At 70.4% G+C, this 25549-nt stretch carries 30 protein-coding genes; 20 read left to right on the forward strand and 10 right to left on the reverse strand.

Annotated features, from left to right (window positions below):
- Positions 1-157 precede the first annotated feature (157 nt).
- Positions 158-913, forward strand: a complete 756-nt coding sequence (locus tag OOT46_RS20750) for an alpha/beta hydrolase (protein WP_265405538.1) — start codon at positions 158-160, stop codon at positions 911-913.
- On the opposite strand, the gene OOT46_RS20755 is transcribed toward OOT46_RS20750, so the two are convergent.
- From OOT46_RS20755 to OOT46_RS20775, 5 genes are all read right to left on the reverse strand, one after another.
- The gene (locus OOT46_RS20755; RefSeq protein ID WP_265405539.1) at positions 893-1480 is read right to left on the reverse strand and encodes a hypothetical protein; all 588 of its coding nucleotides are present in this window, start codon (positions 1478-1480) and stop codon (positions 893-895) included. The two genes, OOT46_RS20750 and OOT46_RS20755, sit on opposite strands and share 21 nt — an antisense overlap.
- 209 nt (positions 1481-1689) lie before the next feature.
- Positions 1690-1962: a plasmid related protein gene (locus OOT46_RS20760; protein ID WP_265405540.1), complete on the reverse strand. Its 273-nt coding sequence runs from the start codon at positions 1960-1962 to the stop codon at positions 1690-1692.
- Between the two features lie 86 nt (positions 1963-2048).
- On the reverse strand, positions 2049-2225 hold the full coding sequence (locus OOT46_RS20765) for a DUF1328 family protein (RefSeq protein WP_265405541.1): 177 nt from the start codon (positions 2223-2225) through the stop codon (positions 2049-2051).
- Positions 2226-2357: 132 nt separating this feature from the next.
- Positions 2358-3041 carry a response regulator transcription factor gene (locus OOT46_RS20770; RefSeq protein ID WP_265405542.1) on the reverse strand — a complete coding sequence of 228 codons (684 nt, stop codon included), beginning with the start codon at positions 3039-3041 and terminating at the stop codon, positions 2358-2360.
- Between the two features lie 361 nt (positions 3042-3402).
- The gene (locus tag OOT46_RS20775; protein WP_265405543.1) at positions 3403-4173 is read right to left on the reverse strand and encodes a lytic transglycosylase domain-containing protein; all 771 of its coding nucleotides are present in this window, start codon (positions 4171-4173) and stop codon (positions 3403-3405) included.
- A gap of 245 nt (positions 4174-4418) precedes the next feature.
- On the opposite strand from OOT46_RS20775, the gene OOT46_RS20780 reads away from it, so the two are divergent.
- From OOT46_RS20780 to sctT, 17 genes are all read left to right on the forward strand, one after another.
- Positions 4419-4688, forward strand: coding sequence for a hypothetical protein (locus tag OOT46_RS20780; RefSeq protein ID WP_265405544.1), 270 nt, complete (start codon positions 4419-4421; stop codon positions 4686-4688).
- Entirely contained in the window at positions 4675-6594 is a 1920-nt protein-coding gene (gene sctC / locus OOT46_RS20785; RefSeq protein ID WP_265405545.1) for a type III secretion system outer membrane ring subunit SctC, read from the forward strand. Before OOT46_RS20780 ends, sctC begins: the two co-directional genes overlap by 14 nt.
- Positions 6595-6604: 10 nt before the next feature.
- The gene (gene hrpD5, locus OOT46_RS20790; RefSeq protein ID WP_265405546.1) at positions 6605-7618 is read left to right on the forward strand and encodes an HrpD5 family protein; all 1014 of its coding nucleotides are present in this window, start codon (positions 6605-6607) and stop codon (positions 7616-7618) included.
- A 12-nt stretch (positions 7619-7630) separates the two neighbouring features.
- Entirely contained in the window at positions 7631-7894 is a 264-nt protein-coding gene (locus OOT46_RS20795) for a hypothetical protein (protein WP_265405547.1), read from the forward strand.
- Between the two features lie 19 nt (positions 7895-7913).
- Complete coding sequence (locus OOT46_RS20800; protein ID WP_265405548.1) at positions 7914-8327, forward strand: hypothetical protein; 414 nt, start codon at positions 7914-7916, stop codon at positions 8325-8327.
- Between the two features lie 116 nt (positions 8328-8443).
- Entirely contained in the window at positions 8444-8686 is a 243-nt protein-coding gene (locus OOT46_RS20805; protein WP_265405549.1) for a hypothetical protein, read from the forward strand.
- A 28-nt stretch (positions 8687-8714) separates the two neighbouring features.
- Positions 8715-9272, forward strand: coding sequence for a hypothetical protein (locus OOT46_RS20810; RefSeq protein WP_265405550.1), 558 nt, complete (start codon positions 8715-8717; stop codon positions 9270-9272).
- 11 nt (positions 9273-9283) lie between these two features.
- The gene (locus OOT46_RS20815) at positions 9284-10372 is read left to right on the forward strand and encodes an HrpF/NolX family T3SS translocon protein (RefSeq protein WP_265405551.1); all 1089 of its coding nucleotides are present in this window, start codon (positions 9284-9286) and stop codon (positions 10370-10372) included.
- A gap of 4 nt (positions 10373-10376) precedes the next feature.
- Entirely contained in the window at positions 10377-11018 is a 642-nt protein-coding gene (locus OOT46_RS20820; RefSeq protein ID WP_265405552.1) for a hypothetical protein, read from the forward strand.
- 78 nt (positions 11019-11096) lie between these two features.
- Positions 11097-11552, forward strand: a complete 456-nt coding sequence (locus OOT46_RS20825; RefSeq protein WP_265405553.1) for an HrpB1 family type III secretion system apparatus protein — start codon at positions 11097-11099, stop codon at positions 11550-11552.
- Between the two features lie 36 nt (positions 11553-11588).
- Positions 11589-11972, forward strand: coding sequence for a hypothetical protein (locus tag OOT46_RS20830; protein WP_265405554.1), 384 nt, complete (start codon positions 11589-11591; stop codon positions 11970-11972).
- Between the two features lie 16 nt (positions 11973-11988).
- On the forward strand, positions 11989-12768 hold the full coding sequence (gene sctJ / locus OOT46_RS20835; RefSeq protein ID WP_265405555.1) for a type III secretion system inner membrane ring lipoprotein SctJ: 780 nt from the start codon (positions 11989-11991) through the stop codon (positions 12766-12768).
- Entirely contained in the window at positions 12765-13427 is a 663-nt protein-coding gene (locus OOT46_RS20840) for a type III secretion protein HrpB4 (protein WP_265405556.1), read from the forward strand. Before sctJ ends, OOT46_RS20840 begins: the two co-directional genes overlap by 4 nt.
- On the forward strand, positions 13421-14110 hold the full coding sequence (sctL, locus tag OOT46_RS20845) for a type III secretion system stator protein SctL (RefSeq protein WP_265405557.1): 690 nt from the start codon (positions 13421-13423) through the stop codon (positions 14108-14110). Before OOT46_RS20840 ends, sctL begins: the two co-directional genes overlap by 7 nt.
- Positions 14111-14121: 11 nt before the next feature.
- Positions 14122-15444, forward strand: a complete 1323-nt coding sequence (sctN, locus tag OOT46_RS20850) for a type III secretion system ATPase SctN (protein ID WP_265405558.1) — start codon at positions 14122-14124, stop codon at positions 15442-15444.
- A gap of 79 nt (positions 15445-15523) precedes the next feature.
- Positions 15524-16045 carry a YscO family type III secretion system apparatus protein gene (locus OOT46_RS20855; protein ID WP_265405559.1) on the forward strand — a complete coding sequence of 174 codons (522 nt, stop codon included), beginning with the start codon at positions 15524-15526 and terminating at the stop codon, positions 16043-16045.
- A complete protein-coding gene (gene sctT / locus OOT46_RS20860; RefSeq protein WP_265405560.1) occupies positions 16038-16859 on the forward strand; it encodes a type III secretion system export apparatus subunit SctT in 822 nt (273 codons plus the stop codon). Before OOT46_RS20855 ends, sctT begins: the two co-directional genes overlap by 8 nt.
- A 33-nt stretch (positions 16860-16892) precedes the next feature.
- Here sctT and OOT46_RS20865 read toward each other — a convergent pair whose 3' ends face one another.
- On the reverse strand, positions 16893-18023 hold the full coding sequence (locus OOT46_RS20865; protein ID WP_265405561.1) for a hypothetical protein: 1131 nt from the start codon (positions 18021-18023) through the stop codon (positions 16893-16895).
- A gap of 290 nt (positions 18024-18313) precedes the next feature.
- Here OOT46_RS20865 and OOT46_RS20870 point away from each other — a divergent pair, with 290 nt between their 5' ends.
- Positions 18314-20971 (forward strand): discoidin domain-containing protein, encoded by a 2658-nt coding sequence (locus OOT46_RS20870; RefSeq protein WP_265405562.1) that lies wholly within the window; start codon positions 18314-18316, stop codon positions 20969-20971.
- A 14-nt stretch (positions 20972-20985) separates the two neighbouring features.
- On the opposite strand, the gene OOT46_RS20875 is transcribed toward OOT46_RS20870, so the two are convergent.
- The 4 genes from OOT46_RS20875 to OOT46_RS20890 all read right to left on the reverse strand — a co-directional run bounded on the left by OOT46_RS20875 (position 20986) and on the right by OOT46_RS20890 (position 24507).
- On the reverse strand, positions 20986-21348 hold the full coding sequence (locus OOT46_RS20875; RefSeq protein ID WP_265405563.1) for a hypothetical protein: 363 nt from the start codon (positions 21346-21348) through the stop codon (positions 20986-20988).
- 180 nt (positions 21349-21528) lie between these two features.
- Positions 21529-22305 carry a hypothetical protein gene (locus tag OOT46_RS20880; protein ID WP_265405564.1) on the reverse strand — a complete coding sequence of 259 codons (777 nt, stop codon included), beginning with the start codon at positions 22303-22305 and terminating at the stop codon, positions 21529-21531.
- 28 nt (positions 22306-22333) lie between these two features.
- Positions 22334-23059, reverse strand: coding sequence for a YkgJ family cysteine cluster protein (locus OOT46_RS20885; protein WP_265405565.1), 726 nt, complete (start codon positions 23057-23059; stop codon positions 22334-22336).
- A gap of 53 nt (positions 23060-23112) precedes the next feature.
- Positions 23113-24507, reverse strand: a complete 1395-nt coding sequence (locus tag OOT46_RS20890; RefSeq protein ID WP_265405566.1) for a helix-turn-helix transcriptional regulator — start codon at positions 24505-24507, stop codon at positions 23113-23115.
- A 327-nt stretch (positions 24508-24834) separates the two neighbouring features.
- Between OOT46_RS20890 and OOT46_RS20895 the strand changes: the two genes are divergently transcribed.
- Positions 24835-25257 carry a hypothetical protein gene (locus OOT46_RS20895; RefSeq protein ID WP_265405567.1) on the forward strand — a complete coding sequence of 141 codons (423 nt, stop codon included), beginning with the start codon at positions 24835-24837 and terminating at the stop codon, positions 25255-25257.
- Positions 25258-25549: the final 292 nt, after the last annotated feature.

Here is a 25549-nt window from a genome sequence, read left to right on the forward strand (position 1 = left end):
GCAGTCTACCGGCCCCGACAGGCCGCTCCGTGTCGCCGCAGTCACACCGGGAAGTCAAAAGACCTTTCGCGCTCCGCCCAGCAATCGCGCCTTCCGGGCCTGGCCCGGCGCCTCGCGCGTGCCCCCCGCGGGCACCGCGGCTGCTGGACAGCCAGGGATGACACCGTCCGCCCTCCCCGTCCAGCCCGGGCTGCCCGACCTTCCACGGCTCGGCCCGCTGCAACGCTCTGCCGCCTCGCGCCTGGCCTTCCAGTGGCGGCCTGCCAGCGAGGCCGCCGCCGGGCCCCGCCCGCTGCTGGTGCTGCTGCATGGTGCCGGCGGCGACGAAACCAGCCTGCTGCCGCTGGCGCAACGGCTGCCAGCGCATCTGCACCTGGTGCTCGTGCGGGCGCCGCGGCGCATGCCGCGCGGCGGCTTCTTCTGGTATCCGGTGCACTTCCAGGACGGCGATGCCGAGATCGACCTGCAGCAGGTCGAGGCGGCCCGCGTGAGGCTGATGCGCTTCATCGACGAGTTGCAGCGCCGCCTGCGCTTCGATGCACGCCAGCTCTACCTGCTGGGTTTCAGCCAGGGCGGCGCGCTGGCATCGACCTGCGCGCTGACGTCGCCGGAGACGGTACGAGGCTTCGGCATGCTGAGTGGGCGCCTGCTTTCTCACCTCGAACCCCGGCCCGGCGAAGACCAGCGCCTGGCCCGGCTGTGCGTTTTCCTCGGTCACGGCCGACAGGACCCGGTGCTGCCCATCGCTCATGCCGAACGCGCCGCGCAGGTCCTGCGCCGCTGTGGCGCGCAGGTGAGCTTCCATCCCTACGAGGGCGGCCACGAGCTGTCCCGGCCCATGTTCGACGACATGGCGGCCTGGGTGGGGCGGCAGTGCCTGCCGCCGGCCGGTTCAGTGCAGCCTCAGCCCTGAGGTATAGGGCAGCAGGCCGCCCAGCCAGCGCCGCAGCAGGTGAGCCGGCCGCGCCGCGAAGTCCAGCAGGGTCGCATCGATGCCGCCGGCCGATCCGCCCCGGCGTCCGTCCGGCGACAGCCGCTCGACCCGCCATTGCAAGGGCATGAGCCCGCGAAAGCGCACCTTCCAGATCGTCTGGGGGTCGAAGCGGGCCCGGTAGGTCAGCGCAAAGCGGTCGGTGCCGGGATCCGCGCTCAGCTCCAGGCTCTCCGGCACGAAATCGTTGACGCTCACTCTGCAGCGGTAGTGCTCGCTGATGTAGAAGCCGGCCTCGCTTTCGAGGTGGCGGCGCGCATCGAGATCGATGCGGTCGAGCAGCACCAGCGTTGCCAGCACGACCTCGCAGGCCAGCACCGTCGGAGGCTGCTCGGGTAGTGCGCTGAACAGGCGCAGGCTGGCAGTGACGCCGAGTTCGCGCAAGGGACAGGTCCAGGCGCCGACGGCGGGGTCCCACGCAAGGTTCAGGTGTTTATAGGTGAAGCGACCGGGCGCGGCCGGCGCTTCGGGCGGGGGGGTGGCGGTCATCGAGCAGTCCTCGGGGTCGGACGCCCGCGCGTCCGCTGCGGCATGCTACGAAATGTACGACCCGATTGGCATCCCCACTAGGGGTGATGTGAGCCCGCACCATCCGCGTCAACTGGGTGACAGCCGAAGCTCGATCACGGCTTCAGAATCCAGGCCATCGGGATGCCTCGCACTCCCCGCCAAGGCCAGCGCCACTGGAGTGCAGCAACTCAGGACAGGTCGACCCCCTGCAGGCTGACGCGCGTCTGCTGCGCATCGGGGTCGGTGACCACGTGGATCTCGGCACCCGAGCTCAGCCGGTACACCGAGTGCACCGGCAGGCCGTCGGCGACGGCCTGCCAGTTCCGCTCTTCCTGCTCGGCCGAGAGGTCGCCGAAATCGCCGCGCTCATGCCGCTGGATCAGGCTGGTCTCGGTCGTGCGGGCCGCGATCAGCGCGACCATGGCCGCCGGGGTGCGCACCACGAAACCGCTGTCGATCACCGGCCTGAAAGCGGGCCTCGTTCGAACACAGGCAGGGCCTGAGACTTGGGATGCGGTCGCGGCGTCCATGGCGGTCTCCTCGAGGGCTATTTCCGGACGCGCCGGAACAGGCTGCCGCCGGCGATCAGAGCGAGCACGAACAGCACCAGGAACACGAAAAACAGGATCTTGGCGATGCCTGCGGCACCGGCCGCGATCCCGCTGAAGCCGAGTGCGCCGGCAACCAGGGCGATCACGGCGAAGATGACGGCCCACTTCAACATGATGAGCTGCTCCTCTGGACGTTGCCGCGCGGAGTGCGCGGTAACTTCATCATCTTCCCGGCGGGCCCCGGGAGCTGTCAGCCGCCGTAGCTTGGTGCGTCGGCCCCGTCCTACAGCGCGGCCCTGCCTGCATCAGGCCATCTCGCGCTCCAGCTCCAAGCGATAGCCCACGCCATACACCGCCTGGATGCGCGGGCCGCTGCGAGGGTCGGCAATGAGTTTGCGGCGCAGCTTGTAGATGTGCTGTTCGATGGTGCGCTTGCAGACCTCGCTGGAACGTCCCCACACGCGTGCCGACAGCGTGTCCACCGTCACCACCCGCCCCTGGTTGACGAACAGGGTCCAGGCCAGTGCGAACTCTCGGGCGGTCAGGCTGATTTCGCGGCCCCCCTTCTTCAGCACCAGGCTGCAGGCATCCAGCGAATAGTCCCTGACCTTCAACTGCGTCTCGCTGAGGGTGCGCCGGCGCAGCTGCACATGGGCTCGCACCCTCGCGACCACATCAGCCGCACCGTCGCTGAGAAGCGCATAGTCGTGGGCCCCATGATGCAAGGCCCGTGACAGGCCTGCGCCCAGCCCGGTGCCCACGACGATGCGGGGCAGCTGGCTGGTGCTGTGGAGCTGCAACATGGCCAGCCAATTGGGCAGTTCTTCCTCGCTGTCCTCCAGCACCACGGCATCGAAGGGTTCCTGGCGCAGCGCCCCGATCAGGGCCGCAATGCCGCGGAAGCCCGCAGGCCGCATGCCGCCTTCCTGCAGTGCCGTCAGCACGATGGTCTCGACGCTGGCACCGACGAACAAAGTGGCGATCTTCATGGTCTCGTCCGAGTCTGCGCCGGACCTTCCGCCGTCAGGGCGGGCCGGTTCGCGGCGCTCGTGAATGCTTCAGCCTCCTGCATGCATGCGTGCATGCTGCAGCTACATCCCACGGTGTCCGCCGCACCGCCTCTGGCTCCTCCTGTTCTTGATGTTGTTAGACCTTCATGCAGATCTGCACGATTGGTGGGCCCAGACTATGGACTCGTCCCATCAGCGTCAAGCCGTATCTGTGCAGTTTTGTTCCCTCCATCCACAAGCCGACACAAGGAATGCAGACCGGTTGCGATGGCTTATCCGAAGCTGACAGCGACACCCTGCAAAGAGGGATGAACGGTCGTACCGCAGCGGGCCCTTCGGCTCAGCGTTGCGCGTACCGGGTGCCGTACAGGGAGAGGATGCGACGCACGTAGTCGCGTGTCTCCCGATAGGGCGGGATGCGCCGTCCATAGCGGGCCACGGCGCCCTCGCCCGCGTTGTATGCGGCCAGCACCAGCTCCAGGTCGCCGTCGAAGAGCCGCGTCAGGTCGCGCAGGTAGCGTGTGCCCACATCGATGTTGACCGCGGGGATCAGCAGCTCGGCGATCGAGTGCACGCCATAGCGGGCACCGGTGGCCGGCATGATCTGCATCAGGCCGAGAGCGCCCTTGGGCGAGCGCGCCGTCGCGCGGTAACCCGACTCGACATGGATCAGCGCCGCCACCATGTCGGGGTCCAGCCCATGCCGGCGGCTCGCGTCGAGCACCAGCTCAGAATAGGCCGCGGGCACCGTGAGCCTCGAGACGCCCGGCCCACCCGTCATCGACGAGGCCTTCGCCCGCACCGACGCGCGCAGGCGCGAGGCGGTTTCGCTCCAGCCCGGCAGCGCCTCCAGCGCATCGCGCGCGCTCACCGGCGCAGGAGCGGGCGGCGGCAGTGCCTCAGCCACCTGAAAGGCCACACAACGCGGCGCTGCGTGTCCGAACATGCGTGAAAGATCCTGCGCCACCACACGCTCGGTACCGTCGAGCATGGTGCAGAGATAGCGTGTCACGGGCTCGCCCGCGTGCGCCTGCAGGTGCGCGTGTGAAGCGATCGCGAGCAGCGGCCACGCCAGCCAGCTGCAGCGGCGCCGGGGCCGGGTCTGCGTCATCGTCGACTCTCCTGTGCAAGGCGCAGCCGCCGAGACGCTGGCGCGTCGGCGCTTGCCCGAGGCCACTGTGCAGGGCGCCCGGGTCGCGGGCGCGCGGGCGCCGAAGCTGCGTCGGGCCCGGCGAAGGCCGCTGTGCCGGCCGCGCCGATGCGGCAGTTCGTTGCGGCCCACGGCGCTTCGCCAGCACGTCCGGGCGCGAGCCGGGGCGCTCCTAAGGTTGCGGCCATGACGACCCAGGAGCGACCATGAGCATCCCTTCCTTCCGCCCCGCAGCGAGCCCCTCCGTCGGCCCCGTGACGCCGGCCCAGCCCGGCGCCCCGGCACAGGCCTTCGACCCCTCGGCGCAGCCGCAGGCGGGCGGCGCGCCCGACCCGGCGCTGCAGCAGAACTTCCAGCAGTTGATGATGCAGACGGCGCAGGGTTTCTCGAGCCAGATGCAGAACACGATGCAGGAGACCATGCAAAAGCTCGGCGGCGAGGAGGACGAACCTGACGAAGGCGATGAGCCGCTCTGAGGGGGTGGCCCGCATGAGCGCAAGCACCTTGAGCCGCCGCGCACGCCGGGCCACCCTGGCCCTGCTCGGTGCCGGCACCTTGGGCCTGGCCGCCGCCGTGCTGCCCGGCCCCACCGAGGCCGCACCTCGCGAGACGCAGAGCCAGAACGCAACCCGCCGCTGGGGCCAGCCGCGTTTCGCCTACCGCGCCGAAGGCAAGCGTGTGGCCGAGGTGCTGCAGGACTTCGCCGCCAGCCAGGGCTTGCCGGCCGTCATCGCCGAAGGCGTCGACGGGCTGGTCAACGCCAACTTCGACACCACCCCCGAGGTGTTCCTCAACGCGATGTCCAAGGCCTACGGGCTGCTCTGGTACCACGACGGGACCGCGCTCTACTTCTACCCCGCCAAGGCGGTGCAGAGCCGGCTGTTCCGCCTCAAGGGCTTCAGCCAGGAACAAGTGCAGGAGCTGCTGGACTCGCTGCAGGTCGGCGACCGGCGCTACCCGCTGCGCTTCAACGAGGCACAGCAGACCCTGCTGGCCTACGGCCCGCCGCGCCATGTCGAGCTGGTGCGCGCAGCGCTGGAGACGCTGGACACCGGCGCGCAGGAAGGCAACCGCATGGTGGCGCGCGTTTTCCCGCTGCGCTTCGCCTCGGCCAGCGACCGGGTGCTCGGCGACGCCACCATCCCCGGCGTCGCCTCTACCCTGCGCTCGTTGTTCGGCGCGCCGCCCACTCCGGAGGCCGACCCTCGTGCGGCCGCCAAGGACCCGCGTGCGATGGCCGGCAAGGTCAAGGCGATGCGCTCGATGTACGGCAGCGACCGCCTGGTCCCGGAGCTGGAGCACAAGACGCCCGACCCTGCGGCGGCCGATCCCAGCGGCAAGCCGCCGCTCGGCTCCTCCACGCGCGGCCTGCGCAGCCCGGTGGACTTCGAAGAGGACCAGCCCAGCTTCGAGGCCGACGAAGGCACCAACGCGGTGGTGATCTACGGCCGCGCCCATCGCATGGACGAGTACGCGGACGTGATCCGCAGCCTCGATGTGCGGCCCAACCTGGTTGAGCTCGAAGCGATGATCGTCGACGTCAGCCACGACAGCGTCGAGTCGCTCGGCATCGACTGGTCGGTGCGCGGCAGCAAGGGCAGCTTCTCGGTCGACGCGCCCGGCGGCGGCATGCCGGACGCCAGCCGGGGCGCCGGCCTCAGTCAGGGTGTCTTCAACATCCAGACCCTGCTGACCGACGCCGGCCGCGAACTGCTGATGCGCATCCACGCGCTGCAGGCCCAGGGCAAGGCGCGTGTGGTCGCCAAGCCCAAGGTGCTGGGCGTGGCGAACCGGCCCGCGGTGATGAAGGAAAAGCGCATCGCCGCCGTGAGGGTGTCGGGCAACCTGGAGGCCAACCTCTTCCAGGTCGAGGCCGGCACTCTGCTGCAGGTCACGCCCCAGATCACCACCCAGAGCGGCGCCCCGCAGATCAAGCTCTCGCTCTACATCGAGGACGGCAACTTCGAGGCGCGCCAGGTCGACGACATTCCGGTCGTCAAGCGCACCGAGATCCGTACCGAGGCGCATGTGGCCGACGGCGAGAGCCTGCTGATCGGCGGCATCACGATAGAGGCCGATACCACCGATACCAGCGGCGTGCCGGTGATCTCCAAGATCCCGGTCATCGGTGGGCTGTTCCGCTGGCAGGGCTCGCGCAGCACGCGCAGCGAACGCCTGTTCCTGATCACGCCCAAGCTGGTGCGCAGCATCGACCAGCTGCCCTCGGCGCCGGCCGGTCCCATCGATCCGCTCGCGCTGCCGCCCGCGGCGCCGGCCTCCGCCGTGCCCGCTGCGCCCCCCGTGGTGCCGGTGCACGCGAACGAGCCGGGCGCCTCCACCCCCTTGCCCGGGGCTGCGGCCTCGGGCCCGGCACCTCGCTGATTCGCACGCCATGAAGCAGCTTCGCATCCTCACCGGACGTCACGCCGGCGCCCACATAAGGTTGACCCAGACCCGCTACCGCATCGGTCCCGACGACGAGGCCGACCTGCAGATCAGCGACTGGAACAGCCCGCCCCTGGTGGCGACTCTCGAAGAAGGACAAGCCGTGACCCTCCTGTGTCTCGATGCCTCCGGCGCGACCACGACGCCCGCCGGCACGCTCGAGGACCTGCAACCGCGCCGCTTCGGTGACGTGGTCCTGTGCATCGGCCCGGAGCAGGCGCGCTGGCCGAGCGACATGGCGCTGCTGGAGCGCCTGGTGCAGGAGGGAGCGAAGGCGGCCGCTGCGGCGCGCCCCAAGGGTCGTCGTGGCGCACTGATCGGCGTGGCGGCGCTGGGCGCAGCCCTGCTGGCCGGTGGGCTGGCGCTGGTCGGGCAAACCGCCCGCGATGCCGAGGCCAAGGCGCCGCCCGAGCCGCTGCTGCGGCGCGTCGAGCGCGCGGTTGCCCACAGCGGCGTGAATGGCGTCGGGGTGCGCGCCCTGGGCGGCCAGATCGAGGTCGACGGGCTGCTGCCCGGCGCGGCCGAGGTCGCGCGGCTGCGTGCCGCGCTGGCCGGCTTCAGCGGTGAGCCGATCGCGCACCGCTACGCCTCGGCCGCCGACGTGGCGCAGTCCATCGCCGATGCGCTGGGTGACAAGCGGCTCTCGGTGGCCTACGCCGGCGACGGCGTGTTCGCCATCGACGGTCAGGCCGCCGACCTGCTGCGAGTGCGCGACGCCGCGCAGCGCATCGCCACCGACCTCGGGCCGCTGGTGCGCCGCCTGGAGGTGGCCGCCACCGAGCTGCCCTCGCCTGAGCGGGTGCCGGTGGGCTCGATGCTGGCCGGCGACGACCTGCAGTACGTGCAGACCCGCGACGGCGTCAAGCACCTGTCGCTCAAGCCCCTGTCTCTGCCCGAGGAGACACACCGTGAACGGACCGGGAGCGGCGCTTCGACGCCCCGGTCTCCATCCCTCAACTGAACGGAGGACCTTATGGAAGCACAAGCAGAGAAGACCGTGTTCGACGACCTCGCCCAGCTCGAGAAGACCCTGACCGAGGACACCAGCGGCGATCGCGCCCGCGCGATGCTGGGCTATTTCGACGAGGTCGCGCGCGCCAGCGAAGCGATGCTCTCGAAGCAGGTCGTCGATGCCGAGCGCCAGCTGGTCTCGCACCTGATCGAGGGCTTCCGCGCCGCGCAGCGCATCATCCGCCACGTGTGGGAGACCCTGCACACGGCCTCGCTGGCCGCCTGAGCGCGCAAGGAGCACGACCATGCAAGCATCCCAAGGCGGCACGCCGGCCACCGGCGACTACCCCATCGTCTACCGCAACCTGATGGCCGTGGCCCTGCTGGGCGCGGTCTACAAGGCCCGTGACGACGCCGAGACGGTGAGCGCGGCGGTCGAACGCACGCTCGACGACCCGCTGCAGTTCCGCCTCTACCGCGCGATCGCGCAGGGCATTGGCGGCGATAGCGAGTTCGCCAGCAGCACCCTGGGCCACCACCTCGAACAGCACCCGGAGGACGACGGCGCCAAGGTCGCGCTGGCGGTCTCGATGATGCTGGCCGGCAACCCCGACTGGAAGCAGTGGATCGACAACGTGCTGGCCACCAGTTCGGACCAGACCGCGCGTGAGGCGGCCAACGGCGTGATCGGCTACCTCCGCGCGCTGAAGCTGCACTGATCCCCCGAGGGGCAGGTCCCGCGCGCGGGGTCGGCCTCGAAGTCGGCGGCACCTGGCCACAGGTCCGTCCCCCGGAAGCTTTGCTTCCACATCCCCACCCACTGAAAGGAAACACGATGGGTATCAGCACGAGTTCCGGCGTCAACGGTTTCATGGGCGGCGCCACCCAGCTGAGCTCCGCGGCCACCGGCCAGGCCGGCGACGTCGGCGGAGACATGATGGGCCAGATCCAGCAGACGGCTGCGATGCAGATGAAGTTCCAGACCGAGATGGGCCTGATCCAGATGATGGTCAAGATGAACGAAGCCCTGGCGAAGATGTTCAAGTCCATCGGTGAAGCCATCAAGGGTCTGGCCTGACGCGGCCTTTTGATTGAAAGGAACCGTCATGGGACAACCTGCAATCGAGGGCGTCGGAGGCCCGTCCAAGCTGGGCGGCGCCGAACGCTACGCCGCCAATCTCATGCTCGACATGATCGAGCAGGCCATGCAGCAGTCCGGCCTGCCGCAGAGCGACCAGACCCGCAGCGCGCTGCAGGGGCTGCGCGACGAGCTCAACGGCAACCAGAAGAGCGCCAAGGGCCAGGTCGAGCCCAAGGGTGGCGAAGGACCGGGCGGCCCCAAGGGCCCTGAAGGGGCAGAAGGCCCGAAGGGCCCGGGCGAGGCCGAAGGCGAAGAAGGCAAGGGCCTGATCGACATGCTGATGAAGCTGCTGCAGATGCTGATGCCCCTGCTGCAGCAACTTCAGCAGGGCAAGCAGGGCGGCGCCAACGGCACCGCCAGCGAGGTGGCCAACGGCCTGCCCGGCGGGTCCGGTTCGCCGCTGGGCGGCTCGGGCAACTCGTCAATGGACAGCCTCGGCAATCTCTTCACCAGCTACGGCGAGATGTTCGAAGGCATGAACAAACAACTCAAGCCCATGCTCGGCAACGCGGCTTGGAACTGAAGGAATTGAACATGAGCATCAATGGACTCCAACAGAATCCCGCGGCCCTGATGATGCAGGCCGCGACCACGGCGTCTCCGCTGGGCCAGGCCAGTCAGCTGGCCGGCAGCATGGCTCAGGTCCTGCAGTCGCTCAGCGGCCTGCTGCAGGCGCTCGCACCGCTGCTGCAGAAGCTCGGCGGCGGCCAGGCCGGCGGCATGGGCATGGCCCCGGGCGCCGGCGCGCTGGGCCAGGGCATGCCGGCAGCACCGGGCGGCCCGCTCGCGGGCGGCGCCCCGACCATGATGCCGGCCCTGCCCGGCGGCATGCCGGGCGGCGGTTTCCCCGGCACCGGCATGCCCCCCGGCGGCTATGGCGGCGCGCCCAACACCGGCCTGCCGAACGGCGGCATCCAGGCCGGCACCGGCTTCGGCGGGCAGCAGGCGGCGATCCCGATGGACAACGACCGCGCGGTGCGCGAGCTGGCACGCAACTTCAGCACGCTCAAAGGGGGTGACGAGAAGATCAGCGTGAAGGACCTGAAAGCCATCGCCCAGGGCAACATCCTGGACGGCAAGCTGTCGGCCAACCACACGCCCGAGCTCAAGGCCGCCGCGCAGCACATCCTCAACAACCCGGCCCTGCTGCGCCAGCTCGACACCGCCGACTCGGTCAACTCCAAGGGCGTGGGCAAGGCCGACGGCAAGATCGGCCTCGGCGACATCAACGCGATGCTGCAGCGCACCGGCCCGGCGGTGGGCGAACAGCAGACCCTGCAGACGCTCGCGAAGTACGGCGACCAGCTGTTCAACAACAGCAGCAAGACCTTCAACAAGCAAGACATCCAGACCATCGCCAGCACCGGCAAGATGCCCAACGGGGCCACCGCGCCGGCCGACCTGCAGGCCGCCGCCAAGGACCTGATGGCGCGCCCCGAGCTGTACAACAAGCTCGACAACGCGCTGAAGATCCGCACCGAGGGCAAGGCCGATCAGCGCGGTGACGGCAAGGTCAGCGTCGAGGATCTGAAGCTGGCCATCTCCGGCCCGCAACAGATGACCACCGCCCAGGTCAAAGCCCCGGTGATCGGCCAGGTCGAAGTCGGCACAGCCCGGAGGTAAGGCCATGAGCATCACCGCAATGAATGGCGGCGGCATGGCCCTGGCCAGCGCCGGCATGCAGCTGGCGACCAGCGCGATGGACGTGATGTCCAGCGGGCTGCAGCTGGCGGCCCAGCTGAAGCAGAACCTCGGCAATGCACAGTCGCAGCTGCCCTATGGCGGCAACGGCACGCAGAGCGCCTCGCAGATGCCCTCCGGGGCACCCGCGATGGCAACGCCGGCGCTCGGCGGCCCGGCCCAGGGCGGGCCGGCCGGCGCAATGAACGGCATTGCCGGCATCCTGCAGAGCCTGATGCAGTTGCTGCAGATCCTGACCCAGATGCAGGGGATGGGCCAGGGCGGCGGCATGGGGGCCCCCGGCATGGGCGGCGGCATGAACGCGCCGGCGCTCGGTGTCGCCAACCAGTTCCCGCAGGCTGCCGCGATGCCACTGGCCGCGCCGCAGATCGGCATGCCGCAGGCGGGCATGCCGATGCAGCAGGGGTATGCGATGACGCCCGACACGGGCATGGCCGGCATGCCGTCGGCCCAGCAGCAGTCCTACAACTGGGCCATGGGCTATGCCAACGCGTTCACCTCGCAAAGCGATATGAAGAACCTGATGCAGCTGCACATGATCTTCAACACCGGTCGCAATCACCTGTAGCGACCTCGGCCCCGGACGGCCGGCGGGCCGTTCCGGGGTTCTTTCATCAGCTGTGCCGCTGCAAAGGAGGAGCGCACCATGGACGCAAGATTTCAACGCAAGGACTTCGTCGCCGGCCTGGTGGAGATCATCAGCCAGGGCATCTCCAACAACCGCCTCGAGGACGCCGAGGCGGTGCTGTGCGCGGCCCGGGCGCTGCGCCCGAGGCTGGCCGAGCTCGACACCTTCGACGCCTGGATCGCGATCAAGCGCGGCTTCTGGCCGGACGCCATCCGGCTGCTGCGCAACCTCGACGCCACGGCCAGCAACTGGGGCCTGGGCAAGGCACTGCTCGCCTTCTGCCAGTTCGCCACCGGCGACGCGGCCTGGAGCATCAGCGCGCACGAGGTGCTGCAGAACAGCCAGAACGCCGAGGCGGTGGGCCTGGTCAAGCTGCTGCTGAACCAGGAGGACACACCGGCCGACCCGGCGCCCGAATCCACGCTCGCGGCAGGTCAGCCGCCGGTGTCCCAGGCCGCCTACCTGCGCGCCTGAGTCTTGCCCCGTCCCGAGGTAGCCAGGAGACATCTCATGATCGAAGCGATCCCCGCCACGCTGGCGGCCGGCCCGGTGCTGGACCAGGCGGCCGCGCACAGCCCCGGTACGCAGGCGCTCTCCGAGCGCTTCCAGCACCTGATGCAGCAGGCGCCGGAGGCGGCGGCGCCGGTGCCGGCGTCGCAGGGGCCCACCCCGGTGAGCCAGTTCATCCGCGCCCAGGAGGAGGTAATGCGCCAGACCTATGCCGACGTGCGCGCCTTCACCGCCCAGGCCCCCGGCATGGACATGCACGAGATGGCCTCGCGCCACATCGACCTTTCCTATCAGCTGTCGATGGTGCAGGTGCAGTTCAACGCCGGCGTCTACGTTGCGCAGAGCGGCAAGAGCGGCCTGCAGACCCTGATGAAAAACCAGTGAGATTCGGGAGCCCGCCATGAACCGCCGCTGTCCCCGTCCCGCGAGCCTGGTGCTCGGCGCCTGCCTGCTGCTGGCGCTGGCCGGCTGCAAGACCGACCTGTACACCAAGCAGACCGAGGCCGACGCCAACGAGATGGTCGCGGCGCTGCTCGAACGCGGCGTGCGCGCCGAGAAGAAGACCCCCGATGCCGGCAAGACCTGGAGCATCGTGGTGGAGCAGGACGAGGTGGTGCAGGCGCTCGCGGTGCTGCGCGCCAGTGGCCTGCCACAGGACAAGCGCGTCAGCCTCGGCGACATGTTCAAGAAGGAAGGGCTGATCTCCACGCCCACCGAGGAGCGGGTGCGTTTCATCCACGGCGTCTCCCAGGAGCTGTCGGACACGCTGTCGCGCATCGACGGCGTGGTGATCGCCAAGGTGCACATCGTGCTGCCGAACAACGACCCGATGGCGACCGAGACCAAACCCTCCAGCGCCTCGGTGTTCGTCAAGTACCGGCCGGAGGCCAACCTCAGCGCCCTGACCCCGGCGATCAAGAACCTGGTGGCGCGCAGCGTCGAAGGCCTCGCCTACGACAACGTGACCGTCACGCTGGTGGCCGGCGCGCTGCTGCCGCCGCCGCCGGTGCAGCCGGCCGACCGCGGCCCCTCGGCCTGGACCTGGGGCGGCGCAGCGCTGCTGCTGCTCCTGCTCGGCATGGGCGCGCTGGTGGCACTGCGGCCCGCCTGGCTGCCGGCCGGGCTGGCGCGCCGCCTGCCCGGCGGCCGGACCGATGCGGCGGCGCCGGGGGCGGCATGAACGCCCTGGACCCGGCAGCCCTGGCGGACTGCGCGCTTGCCTTCGAGGCCAAGCTCGACCGCCTCGCCGAGGACCTGCATGCGGACTGGCAGCGTGAGGAGGACGCTCCCTGGCCCTTGCTGCGCCGCCTGCCCGAGGGACCGGCGCGCCGCCACGCCGCGCGCCGCCTCTTCGCGAGCCGGTGCGGCGGCCCGCCGGCACTGCCGCGCCTGCTCGACAGCGCCGGGCGCTGGGCGCTGCTGGCCCGGCCGGCCTTGACGCGCCGGCTGTGTGCCCTGGCCATCGTGCGGCGGCCCGGCGTGTTGCGCTGCTGCATCGAGAAGCCGGCCCGCCAGGGTTTGCGTGCAGCGCTGGGCGAGTGGTTCGAGCGCATCGAGCAGACCGCCGAAGGCGGGCGCAGCGTGAGCGCCCGGGTGGCGCACTGGTCGCCGATGCACTGGGCCTGCGTGGGCTACTGGGACTGGGTGGGCCAGCTGCAGGCCGATGACGGCGCCTTGCGCCGGCTGGTGCGCCTGTCGCTGCCGCGCGGCCTGCTCGGCACCGCCAAGGCACGCGAAGCGGCACCGGCCGAGCTGGCGGCCGGCGCGGCGCTGGCCTGGATCGAGCAGCAGGAGCAGGAGCAGGAGGACCCGGCCATGGAGGACGATACGCCATGCTGATCTGGTTGAAACCCGGGCCGGCCGGCCCCGCCGGCGTTCCCTACGGCATCCTCAAGGCCGCCACGGTGCAGACCACGCTGCGCCTCAACAAGGCCCGCGAAGACCTGGAAGCCCAGCGCCAGCGTGTGCTGGCCACCGCCCGGGAGGAAGCCCAGGCCCTGCTCGCCGCGGCGGGCGAGGAGGCGGTGCGCCTGCACGCCGAGTCGCGCGAACGCGGCTACCAGGACGGGCTGCGTCAAGCCGCGCTCGACTGGCACGAGCAACAGACCGGCCAGTCCTTGCAACAGGCCCGCTCGGTGCAGACCCTGCACGCCCGGCTGGCCGAGCTGGTGACCTCGGCGGTGGAGCGCATCGTGCACACCGAACAGCGCGGCGCGCTCTACCAGCGAGCGCTGAAAAACGTGCAGCAGCTGACCCGCGGCGCGACCTCGCTGACGCTGCGTGTGGGTCCGGCCGACTACGAGGAGGCGCAGGACGGCATCGCGGCGCTGTCGTCGCTCGCGATGGACGGCCTCTCGGTGGAGGTGCAGGTCGACGCCGCCTTGCGCCCCGGCAGCTGCATCTTCGAGTCCGAGCTGGGCGTGCTGGACGCCAGCCTGCAGACCCAGCTCGACGGCCTGCGCGCCGCGATGGAGCGCGCGGTGCAGCGCGCCGTCGCCGACGGCTCGCCCGACACGCCCTGAGGCCCACGCCGATGAACTTGCAGGAGCTGACCCAGTGGATGGAGGCCGAGCTGGCCAGCGCGAGCATGGTGACGCGCGCCGGCAAGGTCAGCGAGGTGGTCGGCACGCTGATGCGCGTCAGCGGCCTTGAAGCCAAGCTGGGCGAGCTGTGCCACCTGCTCGACGCAAGCGGTGAGGTGATGCAGGTGGCCGAGGTGGTGGGCTTCTCGGGCGGACGCACCATCCTCTCGCCCTTCGGCTCCATCCTCGGCGTGAGCGCCGGCAACACCCGTGTCGTCGGCACCGGGCAGGTGCTGTCGGTGCCGGTCGGCGACCGGCTGCTCGGCCGCGTCATCGACAGCCTGGGGCAACCCATCGACGGCAAGGGTGAGATCCGCTGCAGCGAGCAGCGGCCGGTGTTCGCGCTGCCGCCCAGTCCGATGGACCGGGCCCTGATCGAGCACCCCTTGCCCACCGGGGTGAAGATCATCGACGGCCTGCTGACCCTGGGCCAGGGCCAGCGCATGGGCATCTTCGCGCCCGCCGGCGTCGGCAAGTCCACCTTGATGGGCATGCTCGCGCGCGGCACGCAGTGCGACATCAGCGTGATCGCGCTGATCGGCGAACGCGGCCGCGAGGTGCGCGAGTTCATCGAGATCATCATGGGCGAGAGCGGCATGGCACGCTCGGTCGTGGTGTGCGCAACCTCCGACCGCTCGTCCATCGAGCGCGCCAAGGCCGCCCATGTCGCCACGGCGGTGGCCGAGTACTTCCGCGACCGCGGCCTGCGGGTGCTCCTGATGATGGACTCGCTGACGCGTTTCGCGCGCGCCCAGCGCGAGATCGGCCTGGCCGCCGGCGAACCGCCGGCCCGGCGCGGTTATCCGCCCTCGGTGTTCGCCGAGATCCCGCGCCTGCTGGAGCGTGCCGGCATGGGCGCGACCGGCTCGATCACCGCGCTCTACACGGTGCTGGCCGAAGACGAGAGCAACAGCGACCCGATCGCCGAAGAGGTGCGAGGCATCCTGGACGGCCACATGATCCTGTCGCGCCGCATCGCCGCACGCAACCAGTACCCGGCCATCGACGTGCTCGGCAGCCTGAGCCGGGTGATGTCGCAGATCGTGCCCGCCGAGCACCAGGGGGCCGCCGGCAAGCTGCGCAAGCTGATGGCCAAGTACGACGAGCTGGAGACGCTGTTGCAGATGGGCGAGTACAAGCCCGGCAACGATCCGCTCGCCGACGAGGCAGTGCAGAAGATCGAGGCCATCCGCGCTTTCCTCAACCAGGCCACCAGCGACCTCTGGCCCTTCGAGAAGACCTTGCAGGCGCTGACTTCGATGGTGCAGGCATGAGACATCCCCCCCCGGCCGCGGCGCCGGGCCGTCCTGACTTGGAAGGTCGCGGGGCGTACCCCGCCAGCGGAGTGCGCTCATGACCACGGCGAAGTCCCTGAAGACCTTGCTGTGGGCCAAGCGGCGCCGCGTCGAGCAGGCCGAGGCCGCGGTGCAGGCCCAGCAGGCGGTGCTGGGCGCCTGCCGGACCCGCCAGGCCGAAGCGGCCCAGCACGAAGTGGACTGCGGCCTGGAGCAGCAAGCCTGCTATGACAAGCTGACCACCCACTGCTCCGGCGAGGCCGGCTTCGACGCGGCCGACCTGGTCACCTATCAACATCTGCTGGACACGCTCAAGACGCGCCGCAACCAGGCCGTGCAGGTCCTGCAGCAGGCGCAGCAGCAGACCGCCGAGGCCGAGCAGCAGCTCGGCCTGCTGCGCCAGGCGGTCAAGCGGGCGCAGCAGCAGGTCGAGCACATCGAAGCGCGCCGGCAGGCCCTGCTGCAGGCCGAGGAACTGGCGCAGGAAGACAACCAGGACGAGGAGTCCGAGGAAGCCGCCGTGGCACGCCTGCTCGCCGCGCGCGCGCAGGAGGCGGCGTCGGGAGCATCACATGCATGACCTGCTGTCGCGGCCGGAGTCCATCATCCAGTACGGCGAAGCCCTCAAGAGCCTGATGACCCTGCTGGCGCTGTGCAGCCTGCGCGGTTATGCGGCAATGCTCGTCATGCCGCCCACCAGCGACCAGAGCCTGCAGGGTGTGGTGCGCAACGGCCTGGCGCTGATGCTCGGGCTGTTCGTCGCCTGGGGCCAGCCGCTGCACGTGGTCGAAGGCATCGGCACGCCGATGCTGCTGGCCCTGCTCGCCAAAGAGGCGCTGCTGGGCCTGCTGCTCGGCTTCGCTGTGTCGGTGGTGTTCTGGGTCGCAGAGGGTGTGGGTGCGCTGATCGACAACCAGGCTGGCTACAACAACGCCCAGCAGACCAATCCGCTCAACGGCGAGCAGAGCACACCGGTGGGCAACCTGGTGTCGCAGCTCGCGATCGCCGGCTTTTACCTGCTGGGTGGCATGGTGGTGCTGGTGGGCCTGTTGTTCGAGTCCTTCCTGTGGTGGCCGCTGGACGGACTGGCGCCGACCTGGTCGGACGCGCTGGAAACCTTTCTGAGCGCGCAACTGGGCCGCTACATGGAGTCGGTGGTCAAGATCGCGGCGCCGGTGCTGCTGGTGCTGGTGCTGATCGACCTGGGCTTCGGCATCATCGGCAAGACCGCCGACAAGCTGGAGCCCAACAGCCTGGCCCAGCCGGTCAAGGGCGCGGTCGCGCTGCTGATGCTGTCGCTGCTGGTGGCGATGTTCTTCGAGCAGACCCGCCCCGCCCTGGCCCTGAAGCCGCTGGCGCAGGAGCTGGCGCACTGGCTGAAGGCGCGGCCTTGAGGCTCGCGGTCGCCGAGGGCCGGCGCTGTTTTTTCAGCCGTTCGGCGGGGCCAGCAGCCCGGCGCGGATCTGTTCCTGCAGCCACTGCACGAACAGCACATCCGTCAAGGTGTAATCGCCGCGTCCCTGCTTGATGATCCACCCCTTGTCGGCCAGGGATCGAAGCGCCCGCTGCATGAGCGTCTTGGCGATGGGCTCGCCGGTCAGCACGCTGCCGATGGCCTTCAGCGTGTCTTCGGAGAAGAGCTGGCTCTGCCCCGAAACGAGGGCCACGAGGATGGTCTTCTGCAGGGGAATCAGCCGCGCGAACTGGTCTTCATAGCCGCTTTCACGAGCGGCTTCCGCCACCGCCTCCTGCATGGCCCCGGCATGGCTGAGGGCGGGATGGAGGATGCGAAGGTTCAGGTAGTCGCGCACGAACTTCGGGCTGTGCCCGAGCTCGGCAAAGGCTTGCCGGATGTCCGGCAGGGCGATCGCGTGCCTGGGGAAGTGCTGGCGGACGATCGCCGCGAGGTGCTCGACGAAAGCATCGCCGAGGGGTGGCAGCGGCACCCGCGTGAACCAGCGGTTGAAGGCTTTTTTCTCGCCGGTCACCAGGACCTCGTAGGAGGCGGCCGACGAACTCGTGGCAACGACCTTCATGCGCTTGCGGTGCGTGTCCAGAAGCGATCGCAAGCTCCACGAGACCGCGCTCGCCCCTTCGTCAGCGAGCTTGTGAACCTCATCGAGCAGGAACAGCACCGGCTTGTCGATGCGCGCCAGCTCCAGGAACGCCGCTCGCAGCGAGCCTCGCCGTTCGGTGCGATCGAACTCGACCTCGCCTCCCAGTTCGCCGCTGGCCACATTGCCTTTGGCCGAGAGCTTCTTGATGCGCGTCTCGCCGACCTTGCGGAGGCGGCCCACCAGGCCCTCTGCGCCCTCGGCCGCAGCACCGACGCTGCTCGCCAGCAGGTCCTCCAGATCACCGGTGCTTGCGGTGAGGTTGATGTAGATCGGAAGGTAGCCGTCCCGCCGCGCCGCAGGCGCGAGGTCGTCCAGCAGGAAGGTGGTCTTGCCGCGCCGGCGCGGTTCGATGATGGCGACTGCCGACACCAAGCCGACGGCCAAGGTTCGAATGATCTGCGCGGCGGGCTCTGAGCGTGGGTAGTGCCAGATGTCGTGCACGCCGGGATCTCCAAGTATCGCTTGAACTGCCAAGTATACATTTGGCCGATACTTGCCGATACTTCACCGGCACAGTGTGCCCGTCCGATGGCTCTGCGGGGTCGCGGGCGCGGTTTTCCGTGCCATGCCGGCCCCCCCGACCAAAGGGGCACGCATGGCGTTTTCACGCAAGAAATTGCACGCCCGCCCCCCTAACTTGAGAGGGTCCCTACGGACCGGCGCCCGCTGCAGCCGCGGGTGGCGACGCCGTCAGCTCGCTCCCCCCGCGGCGCAGCGGAGGACCCATGGACATGACAAGCCGATATCCGGCCGGCCGTGCAGGTTTGCGCGGCGGCTGGCCCGCCCTCACGACGCTGGCGCTGTTCGTGCTGGCGGCCTGCGGCGGCGGCAGGCAGGACGACAGCAGCGCCAGCGACGGCGCCTCCGGGCGGGCCACGGCCGGCAGCCGCGCGAAGGCGGCGTCCCGCTCGCCTCGCGGCGCCGGCCCGACCCGCGAGGCGCCGCTGGCCTCGGTCATCACCCCCCTGGAGGACGCGCTGATCGGTGTCCTGCCGCCCACCGCGGACGCGCCGGAGCGCGGCATGTGGTCGGCCCTGGCGCCGTGGCCGCTGATGGCGGCGCACGCCAACCTGCTGCCGGACGGCCGGGTCATGAGCTTCGGCACCGCCCCGCCCGATGTCGTGCAGGCCTACACCCTGCACTTCGACATCTGGTCGCCCGCGCTGGGCTTCGCCGAGGGGGCCCACCGCACACTGCCCAACCCCACCACCGTCAACAGCTTCTGCAGTGCCAGCACGATGGGGCCGGACGGCATGCTGCTGATCGTCGGCGGCAACAACCCCGCCCTCTACAAGACCACTCAGTGGGACCCCGACCGCGACCTGCTCATCGCGCGTGCGGCGCAGCCGAGGCAGCCGCGCTACTACGCCACGCTGGTGCGCCTGAGCGACAACCGCATCCTGATCGTCGGCGGCAACAACCATCCGCGCGAGCCCCTGGAGTACGCCGAGACCCCGGAGGTCTTCACCGCCGCCGAGGGCTGGCAGCCGCTGCCCGGTGCCACCAGCGCCGAGCTGTTCGGGAAGTTCGACGCGCGCTGGTGGTATCCGAGGGCCTACGTGGGCCTCGACGGCCGCGTCGTCGGTGTCTCCAACGACCGGATGTGGCGGCTCGATGCGCACGGCGCAGGGCGCATTGAATCGCTCGGCCCGACCGGTCACCGGCTGGGCGTCAGCGGCATGAGCCTGATGTACCGGCCGGGCCGGCTGCTGCTGGCCGGCGGCGGCTCGCTGCACAACACCGATGCCCTGCCTGGGACACGCCAGGCGACCCTCATCGACTTCGGGCCGCCCTCGCCTCAGGTCATGCCGGCCGAGCCGATGGCCCGCGCGCGCAACTGGGCCAACGCGGTGGCACTGCCCGACGGACAGGTGCTGGTCACCGGCGGCACAGCGGTGGGCAACCACAGCGATACCGCCATCTTCGAGGCGGAGCTGTGGAATCCCGACACCGGGCGCTGGCGCACCCTGGCGCCGGCCGCGGAGCGACGCCTCTACCACTCGGTGTCCCTGCTGCTGCCCAGTGGCGCGGTGCTCAATGCCGGCGGCGGCGCCCCCGGGCCGGTGTTCGCGCAGAACGCGCAGGTCTACTTCCCGCCCTACTTTTTCCGCCGCACCGGCGGCCGCGTCGAGTGGGCGAGTCGCCCCGCCTTCACGCGCGTGGCGCCCTACTTCGTCTACGGCCCCGCGAGCGACAGCACCGTGGTGCTGGCCGACACGCGCCCGATCGCCTCGGCCGCCCTGGTGACGATCGGCATGGTCACCCACAGCCACGGCACCGACCTGCGTTATGTGCCGCTGGCGTACACGCAGCGCGGGCGCGAACTGACCCTGCACCTCAGCCGGCTCGACAACCGGGTGGTGCCGCCGGGGCACTACCAGCTGCATGTGGTGGACCGGCAGGGGGTGCCCTCGCCGGCAGCCATCGTCGAATTCCGTCATGACCCGCGCAACGTCGCGCCGCAAGGCACGGCCAGTCAGTCCAGCACCTGGCGTGCCGTCAACGCGGCCGGCGTGGCGCTGGACGGCCGGCTCGACAGCTACACCCACACCTCGCCGGGGCGGCCGGATCCGAGCTGGCGGCTCGACCTGCCGGCGACACGCGGGCTGTCGCAGATCTCGCTGTTCAACCGCACCGGCCGCTGCAGCGGCACCGACGACTGCCGCACCCGGCTGCGCGACATCACGGTGACGGTGCTGGACGGGGCCGGACTGCCGGTCTGGACCTCGGAGCTGCTGAACCCGGAAAACCGCCTCGGCTCGCCCGACCGTCTGCATGTGGACCTGACGCACCTGGCCGGCACCGCGGTGCGCGGCCGCAGCATCGTCGTGCAACGGCGCTCGGACCCCGACGGCTCGGGCAGTGGCGGCGTGACCAGCGAGCCCGAACGCGACGTGCTGTCGCTGAGCGAGGTGCAGGTCGAGGAAGGCCCGGTCAATCTTGCGCTGCACCGCGCGGCCGCGCAGTCGAGCACCATCGCGCCGGGGGTCGCCGCTCTGGCCGTCAACGGGGACCTGACCACCGAATGGCGCGCCGGCGGCGTGACGCACACACAAGAGAGCCTGCAGCCCTGGTGGCAGGTGGACCTCGGCCGCATCGAGCGGGTGGCGGGTGTGCGGCTGTGGAACCGCTCCGACGTCTGCTGCGCCGATCGGCTCTCGGACTTCCATGTGCTGCTGTCGGAGCAGCCCTTCACGAGCGAAACGCTCGAGACCGAACGCGTGCGGCCGGGCGTCACCGACCTGCACGTGACGTCGCTGAACGGGCAGCGCGCCATCGATCTGGCGCTGCCCCCGGGGCGTAGCGGGCGTTACCTGAGGGTGTGGCTCAGGGGCCGCAACTCCTTGTCGCTGGCCGAGGTCGAGGTGTTTGCGCCGGCGGCGCCCTGAGCGAGCTGTGCTGTTCAGCCCTGCCGCAGCACGGCCATCTCGTCGGCAGGCCGCACCGGCAGCGCCGCCTGGGCCTTCCACAGGTGAGCCGTGTTGAGCACGATGGGCAGGACAAATCCGGCCAGCAGGCCGGCGGCCGGGCCCCAGGCGCCGAGCAGCGCGAGCAGCCCGGCCGCGAACCCGGTGGCCACCAGGCCACCGGCGTTTGCAAGCAGTGCCGCCAGCAGCCCGTGGCGCCAGGCCCCGCCGGCCAGCACATACAGCGAGAGCCCGAAGATCGCCAGCATCGGCAGCGCGAACAGCTGCCCGCCCAGCAACAGGACCGCGAGCGACAGCCCCAGCCCCACCATGTTCATTCTGCGCAGTCTCACCTGCATGCCCTCACCTCGACTGTCCCTCTGTGCCGTCTTGCCGGCCGTTTCCGCCTCGGGCGCGGAGCCGCCGCGCCCGGCTTGCCGCGCCGGCGGCAGCGGCCGGCGCACGGTCGTGAGTGTCGGGCCATCGCAGCGCCGTCGCCATCACCCGTTTCGGTGGATCGTGTCGCGCAGGCGACGGATTCAGCGCGGCGGCGCCTGGGCTGGGGCCTGCTCCGCCGTGCGTTCGTCGTCGACCTGCTGCCGCGGCGGCGCGCGGCCCACGCCCAGCATCACCGCCACCACCACGGTCGCCACGACGGCCGCGAAGCCCCAGGCGATGACGGCGAGCAGCGCCCCTTCCTGGGCGTCCTCCTTGCGCGGCACCCGCCTCGCCTCCTGCGGCGCGCGCACCCGCTCGACGGCGATCACCGCGCGGTCCTCGGCCAGCACATAGCCGGTGTCCAGCGGCAGCAGGCTGTCGACTCCGGCCTCCAGCCAGGCCTCGTCGGCCTCGTTCGCCGCCTCGGAGGGGCGCGGCTTGCGCCGCCGCACGCGGCGCTCGCCGTCCGGCTCCTTGCGCGCGGCGGGCGGGCCGGCCGGCACGGCCGGCTCAGGCGCGCGCGCACGGCGCGGCGGCGCACGCCAGACGGCCTGCATGGCGGAGGAATCTGCCGCATCGGCCGCGGAGGCCGCCTCCGCGTCGCTGTCGTCAGCGGCCTCCGCCGCGCCCGCCGTGCTGATCTCGACCTCGGTGCAGGCGACGTCCTCGCCGTCCCCCTCGGTGGTGATGCTGCGGCTGACGCTGCGCGTCACGGCGGCCCAGACCTGCGAGGTGGCGCTGCCGATCGCGCTGCGCTGCACCACCGGTTCGCTGCCGCGACCACGCGCTCGCGGCGCGCCGGCTGCGGATCCCGGCGGTTCGGTGGCGGCTGCGTCGGCAGTGCCGCGGGCCGGTGCAGGCGGGATGAGCCGGTGCATGGCGCGACAGGGCGGGCGGTCGACCGATTCAGAGTGCGTGCACGCCCTCGGCCGTGACGACGGCGTGCCGGAAGGCCGGCTCGCCGCGGCCGAAACGTTCCCGGCTGCCCTGCGGGTCGTCGAGCGCCTCGCACAGCGCGGTGTGCAGTTCGTACTGCCGCGTGTCCCGGCCCGCGTCGGACAAGGCGCGGCGATGGCCCAGGTAGTGCGCCGTGTCGAGCACCAGCTTGGGGGTGGACAAGCGGATGCGGCTGCCCAGGTCGGAAGGCGCATCGAAGGAGGCCTTGCACGCCTCCACCGAGAGCGAGTGGTAGCGGCGGCAGCTCGACGGCCGCGCCTCGTAGGCGCTGCAGGCGCCATCGGCGGCGAGCACCGCGCAGCGCAACGCCGTGCCGTGGTGGCGCCGGCTGTCCATCGTCGCGACGCGCGCCGCATTGTCGCGCACCCGCGCCAGCAGCGCGGCGCGCTGCGCGGCGTCGGGCAGCTGCTCCAGCGCCTCGGCCAGCGTGAACACCTCCTGGGCCGGCGCCGACACACGCAGGTGACAGCAATAGCTGCAGCCCTTGGCGCAGGCCGGCACCTCGGTCCCGTCGTCCGGCATCGAGGCGGCACGGATCTCGTAGCGGCGGAAGTAGCGCCGCGTGGCCTCGGCCGGGTCGCCCGCGGCGCCGGCGGCGTTCTGGTACTCCTCGGCCAGCACCTTCAGGGCGGTGGCCTCCCAGGATGTGGAGCTAGAGGTGGCGGTCTCGTTCATGAGGTCTCCGAGGGGGATGCGCGACATTCGGCGGGCGGGAATCCGTCGTGCGCTCAGGCCGGCACGGCCGCGCCGCGCAGGGTCGCCGACGGCGTCTCGTCGAACTGCTGCCGGTAGTTGTGCGCCAGCGTCGAGCGGTTGGTCAGGCCCCAGCGTGTCGCCACTGCCAGCACGCCTTCCTGCCCGGCGCCGTTGCGCAGCTCGTCGCGGATGCGCTGCATGCGGCGACTGCGAATCAGCTCCGCCGGCGTCATGCCGAGGTAGGTGCGGAAGGCCATCTGCAGGGCCCGCTCGGTCACATCGATGTGGGCGGCGACCTGGCGGATCGAGAGGCTGCGGTCGTCGAGGTGGTCGACAATGTACTGGTAGGCCTTGCGGTAGCGCAGCGGCAGGCGCAGCTTGGCGGCGTCGCTCTGCTCGGCGAGCTCGTGCTTTTCGAGGAAACGCGAGCGCGGCAGCTGGAACCACTCCTTCTTCATCGAATACAGCGCTTGGCGCACATAGTCCTTGTACAGACGCAGCGCATCGCCGTGGCGGCCGGCCGCCGCGTGCACCTGGGACATGCAGTACTTCAGCTCCAGCGCATAGCGGTGGCGGCGCATCTGCTGCTCGTCGTAGACCATCGCTCCGAGCACATCGCAGGCCGCGTGGCTGTCGCCGTGCTGGACCAGCACCATGCCGGCCTCGATGCGGGCCAGTTGCTCGAAGGCACTGAGCTTGAGCTCGCGCAGCCAGCGCAGCTCCTCGTTGAGGCGGCTGCGCCCGGAGGGCGATCCGATCGAGTCGTCCAGCAGGGCTTCGATATAACGCAGCCGGCGTGTCGCGATGCCGGCCTCGCCCAGCCGCTCGATGGCCGCACGCAACTGCGCCCGCAGCGGCGCCAGGTCGACCGGCTGCACGCCCGGGTCGGCGCCGCCGCCCAGCGCCTGCTCGCGCAACTCCTCGACCTGGAAGCAACAGTGGGCCGACAGGTCCAGGCCGAGCGCATCGAGCAGTTCGCCCATGCCGTCCAGGCCTTCCTGCTGGGCCAGTCGGCGCGCCTCGTTGAGGGTGTGCATCGCGCGGCGGTGCTCGCTGGAGCGATGCAACGCGACCGACAGGCCGGCCAGCGCTTCGGCCCGCAGCGGGGCGGGCGCGGTGTCGTCGTCGGCGACGGTGTTGAAAGCCTCGGCGGCGCGCGCAGCACGGTTGAGGTGCAGGAACAAGGCGGCCTGGTCCAGCGAGGCCTGCCAGCGCACGCAGGAGCGCGAGTGGCTTTCGTAGATCTTCAGCAGGCGCTGAAACAGCTCTTCGGCTTCCTCCTCGCGCCCCAGGGCAAGCAGGGCGCGTCCGATCAGCTGCCCGAGGGCGGCACGCTGCTCGGCAGGGGCGGCGTTCATGCGCTCGAAGCGCTCGCTGCCCAGGCGCACTGCATCGACCAGCTGTCCCTTGAGCACCAGATCGCTCAAGCCCGGCTCCATCTCACAGACCCGTCTGCAGGTCAAGGCCAACATCAACATCGCTAGCACCTCCACTTGGCGCCACGGGGGTTCGTGGCATGAAGGACATGCTAGGGAGGCCGCGCCGAGCGTGGCTCAAAGGTTCTCAGCGAAATCCTCAATCAATCTCGCAACCATCCTCAACGGATATTCATCATCGGCCGGGGCTTCGTTTCGTGGGGCTGCGCTTCGCCCATGACGTCTTGTGGCGGCCGCTGAGCTGACTAAGGTCCGAAGGCGTCCTTGCCGTGTTCGCCAATGGTGGCGCCCGCGGCCCGAACTTGTGAAGGAGTGAACATGGGTGCAGGCATAGGTGCAATCCCGAAGGGCATCGTCAGTGCGACGGTGAAGACCTTGGAATCGGCTGTGAAGGAAGCGGTCCCCAAGGCAGGGCAGCAGATGTTGTCCAGCCTGGCCGGCGGCCCGGCGGCCCGGAGCTCGCAGGCCACCAGCGCCGGCGCCCCGCCGCGCAAGCCGCCGCCCTCGCCCGGCGGGCAGGACAACTTCGCGGCCAGCGCGACGACGGCCAACCAGGCCGCCGCGAAGACCAACGAGCAGGCCATGCAGAGCATGATGGGCCAGATCCAGGATGCGGCGATGCTGCAGATGAAGTTCACCGCGCAGAATGCGCTGGTGCAGTCGGTCACCAAGATGTCGGAAGCTGCGGCCAAGCAGACCAAGGCGGTGGGCCAGGGTGTGGCGGCGACCGGGGCGCAGTGATACGGCTGTGGTAGGACCGGTACCGATGGCCGCCTGCGGGCGGCCATCCTTTTTGGTGCTTCATCGGACGTTGGAGACGTATCGCTGGCTTTTTGCTTTTTGCTTTTTGCTTTGGGCGTTGCGTTGAAGCCTGCTGACGCAGGCGCGCCCTGCGGGCGATGCCGGGATGTGCGCCCGGCAGCGCACCTACTTTCTTTGCCTCGCCAAAGAAAGTAGGCAAAGAAAGGCGACCCCGAGTGGGGCGCCCTCCTCGCTGCGCGAGGAGGGTCCGCTGCGGTGCTCGGGCTGGGGA

The sequence above is a fragment of the Aquabacterium sp. A7-Y genome, from assembly GCF_026153205.1.
Lineage (GTDB): Bacteria > Pseudomonadota > Gammaproteobacteria > Burkholderiales > Burkholderiaceae_C > Caldimonas.

What these genes read in the sequence shown, in the direction of transcription:
- OOT46_RS20750 (WP_265405538.1), top strand. Translation starts at nt 158, where the DNA reads ATGACACCGTCCGCCCTCCCCGTCCAGCCCGGGCTGCCCGACCTTCCA.
- OOT46_RS20755 (WP_265405539.1), bottom strand. Translation starts at nt 1,480, where the DNA reads ATGACCGCCACCCCCCCGCCCGAAGCGCCGGCCGCGCCCGGTCGCTTC.
- OOT46_RS20765 (WP_265405541.1), bottom strand. Translation starts at nt 2,225, where the DNA reads ATGTTGAAGTGGGCCGTCATCTTCGCCGTGATCGCCCTGGTTGCCGGC.
- OOT46_RS20770 (WP_265405542.1), bottom strand. Translation starts at nt 3,041, where the DNA reads ATGAAGATCGCCACTTTGTTCGTCGGTGCCAGCGTCGAGACCATCGTG.
- OOT46_RS20775 (WP_265405543.1), bottom strand. Translation starts at nt 4,173, where the DNA reads ATGACGCAGACCCGGCCCCGGCGCCGCTGCAGCTGGCTGGCGTGGCCG.
- OOT46_RS20780 (WP_265405544.1), top strand. Translation starts at nt 4,419, where the DNA reads ATGAGCATCCCTTCCTTCCGCCCCGCAGCGAGCCCCTCCGTCGGCCCC.
- sctC (WP_265405545.1), top strand. Translation starts at nt 4,675, where the DNA reads ATGAGCCGCTCTGAGGGGGTGGCCCGCATGAGCGCAAGCACCTTGAGC.
- hrpD5 (WP_265405546.1), top strand. Translation starts at nt 6,605, where the DNA reads ATGAAGCAGCTTCGCATCCTCACCGGACGTCACGCCGGCGCCCACATA.
- OOT46_RS20795 (WP_265405547.1), top strand. Translation starts at nt 7,631, where the DNA reads ATGGAAGCACAAGCAGAGAAGACCGTGTTCGACGACCTCGCCCAGCTC.
- OOT46_RS20800 (WP_265405548.1), top strand. Translation starts at nt 7,914, where the DNA reads ATGCAAGCATCCCAAGGCGGCACGCCGGCCACCGGCGACTACCCCATC.
- OOT46_RS20805 (WP_265405549.1), top strand. Translation starts at nt 8,444, where the DNA reads ATGGGTATCAGCACGAGTTCCGGCGTCAACGGTTTCATGGGCGGCGCC.
- OOT46_RS20810 (WP_265405550.1), top strand. Translation starts at nt 8,715, where the DNA reads ATGGGACAACCTGCAATCGAGGGCGTCGGAGGCCCGTCCAAGCTGGGC.
- OOT46_RS20815 (WP_265405551.1), top strand. Translation starts at nt 9,284, where the DNA reads ATGAGCATCAATGGACTCCAACAGAATCCCGCGGCCCTGATGATGCAG.
- OOT46_RS20820 (WP_265405552.1), top strand. Translation starts at nt 10,377, where the DNA reads ATGAGCATCACCGCAATGAATGGCGGCGGCATGGCCCTGGCCAGCGCC.
- OOT46_RS20825 (WP_265405553.1), top strand. Translation starts at nt 11,097, where the DNA reads ATGGACGCAAGATTTCAACGCAAGGACTTCGTCGCCGGCCTGGTGGAG.
- OOT46_RS20830 (WP_265405554.1), top strand. Translation starts at nt 11,589, where the DNA reads ATGATCGAAGCGATCCCCGCCACGCTGGCGGCCGGCCCGGTGCTGGAC.
- sctJ (WP_265405555.1), top strand. Translation starts at nt 11,989, where the DNA reads ATGAACCGCCGCTGTCCCCGTCCCGCGAGCCTGGTGCTCGGCGCCTGC.
- OOT46_RS20840 (WP_265405556.1), top strand. Translation starts at nt 12,765, where the DNA reads ATGAACGCCCTGGACCCGGCAGCCCTGGCGGACTGCGCGCTTGCCTTC.
- sctL (WP_265405557.1), top strand. Translation starts at nt 13,421, where the DNA reads ATGCTGATCTGGTTGAAACCCGGGCCGGCCGGCCCCGCCGGCGTTCCC.
- sctN (WP_265405558.1), top strand. Translation starts at nt 14,122, where the DNA reads ATGAACTTGCAGGAGCTGACCCAGTGGATGGAGGCCGAGCTGGCCAGC.
- OOT46_RS20855 (WP_265405559.1), top strand. Translation starts at nt 15,524, where the DNA reads ATGACCACGGCGAAGTCCCTGAAGACCTTGCTGTGGGCCAAGCGGCGC.
- sctT (WP_265405560.1), top strand. Translation starts at nt 16,038, where the DNA reads ATGCATGACCTGCTGTCGCGGCCGGAGTCCATCATCCAGTACGGCGAA.
- OOT46_RS20870 (WP_265405562.1), top strand. Translation starts at nt 18,314, where the DNA reads ATGACAAGCCGATATCCGGCCGGCCGTGCAGGTTTGCGCGGCGGCTGG.
- OOT46_RS20875 (WP_265405563.1), bottom strand. Translation starts at nt 21,348, where the DNA reads ATGCAGGTGAGACTGCGCAGAATGAACATGGTGGGGCTGGGGCTGTCG.
- OOT46_RS20880 (WP_265405564.1), bottom strand. Translation starts at nt 22,305, where the DNA reads ATGCACCGGCTCATCCCGCCTGCACCGGCCCGCGGCACTGCCGACGCA.
- OOT46_RS20885 (WP_265405565.1), bottom strand. Translation starts at nt 23,059, where the DNA reads ATGAACGAGACCGCCACCTCTAGCTCCACATCCTGGGAGGCCACCGCC.
- OOT46_RS20895 (WP_265405567.1), top strand. Translation starts at nt 24,835, where the DNA reads ATGGGTGCAGGCATAGGTGCAATCCCGAAGGGCATCGTCAGTGCGACG.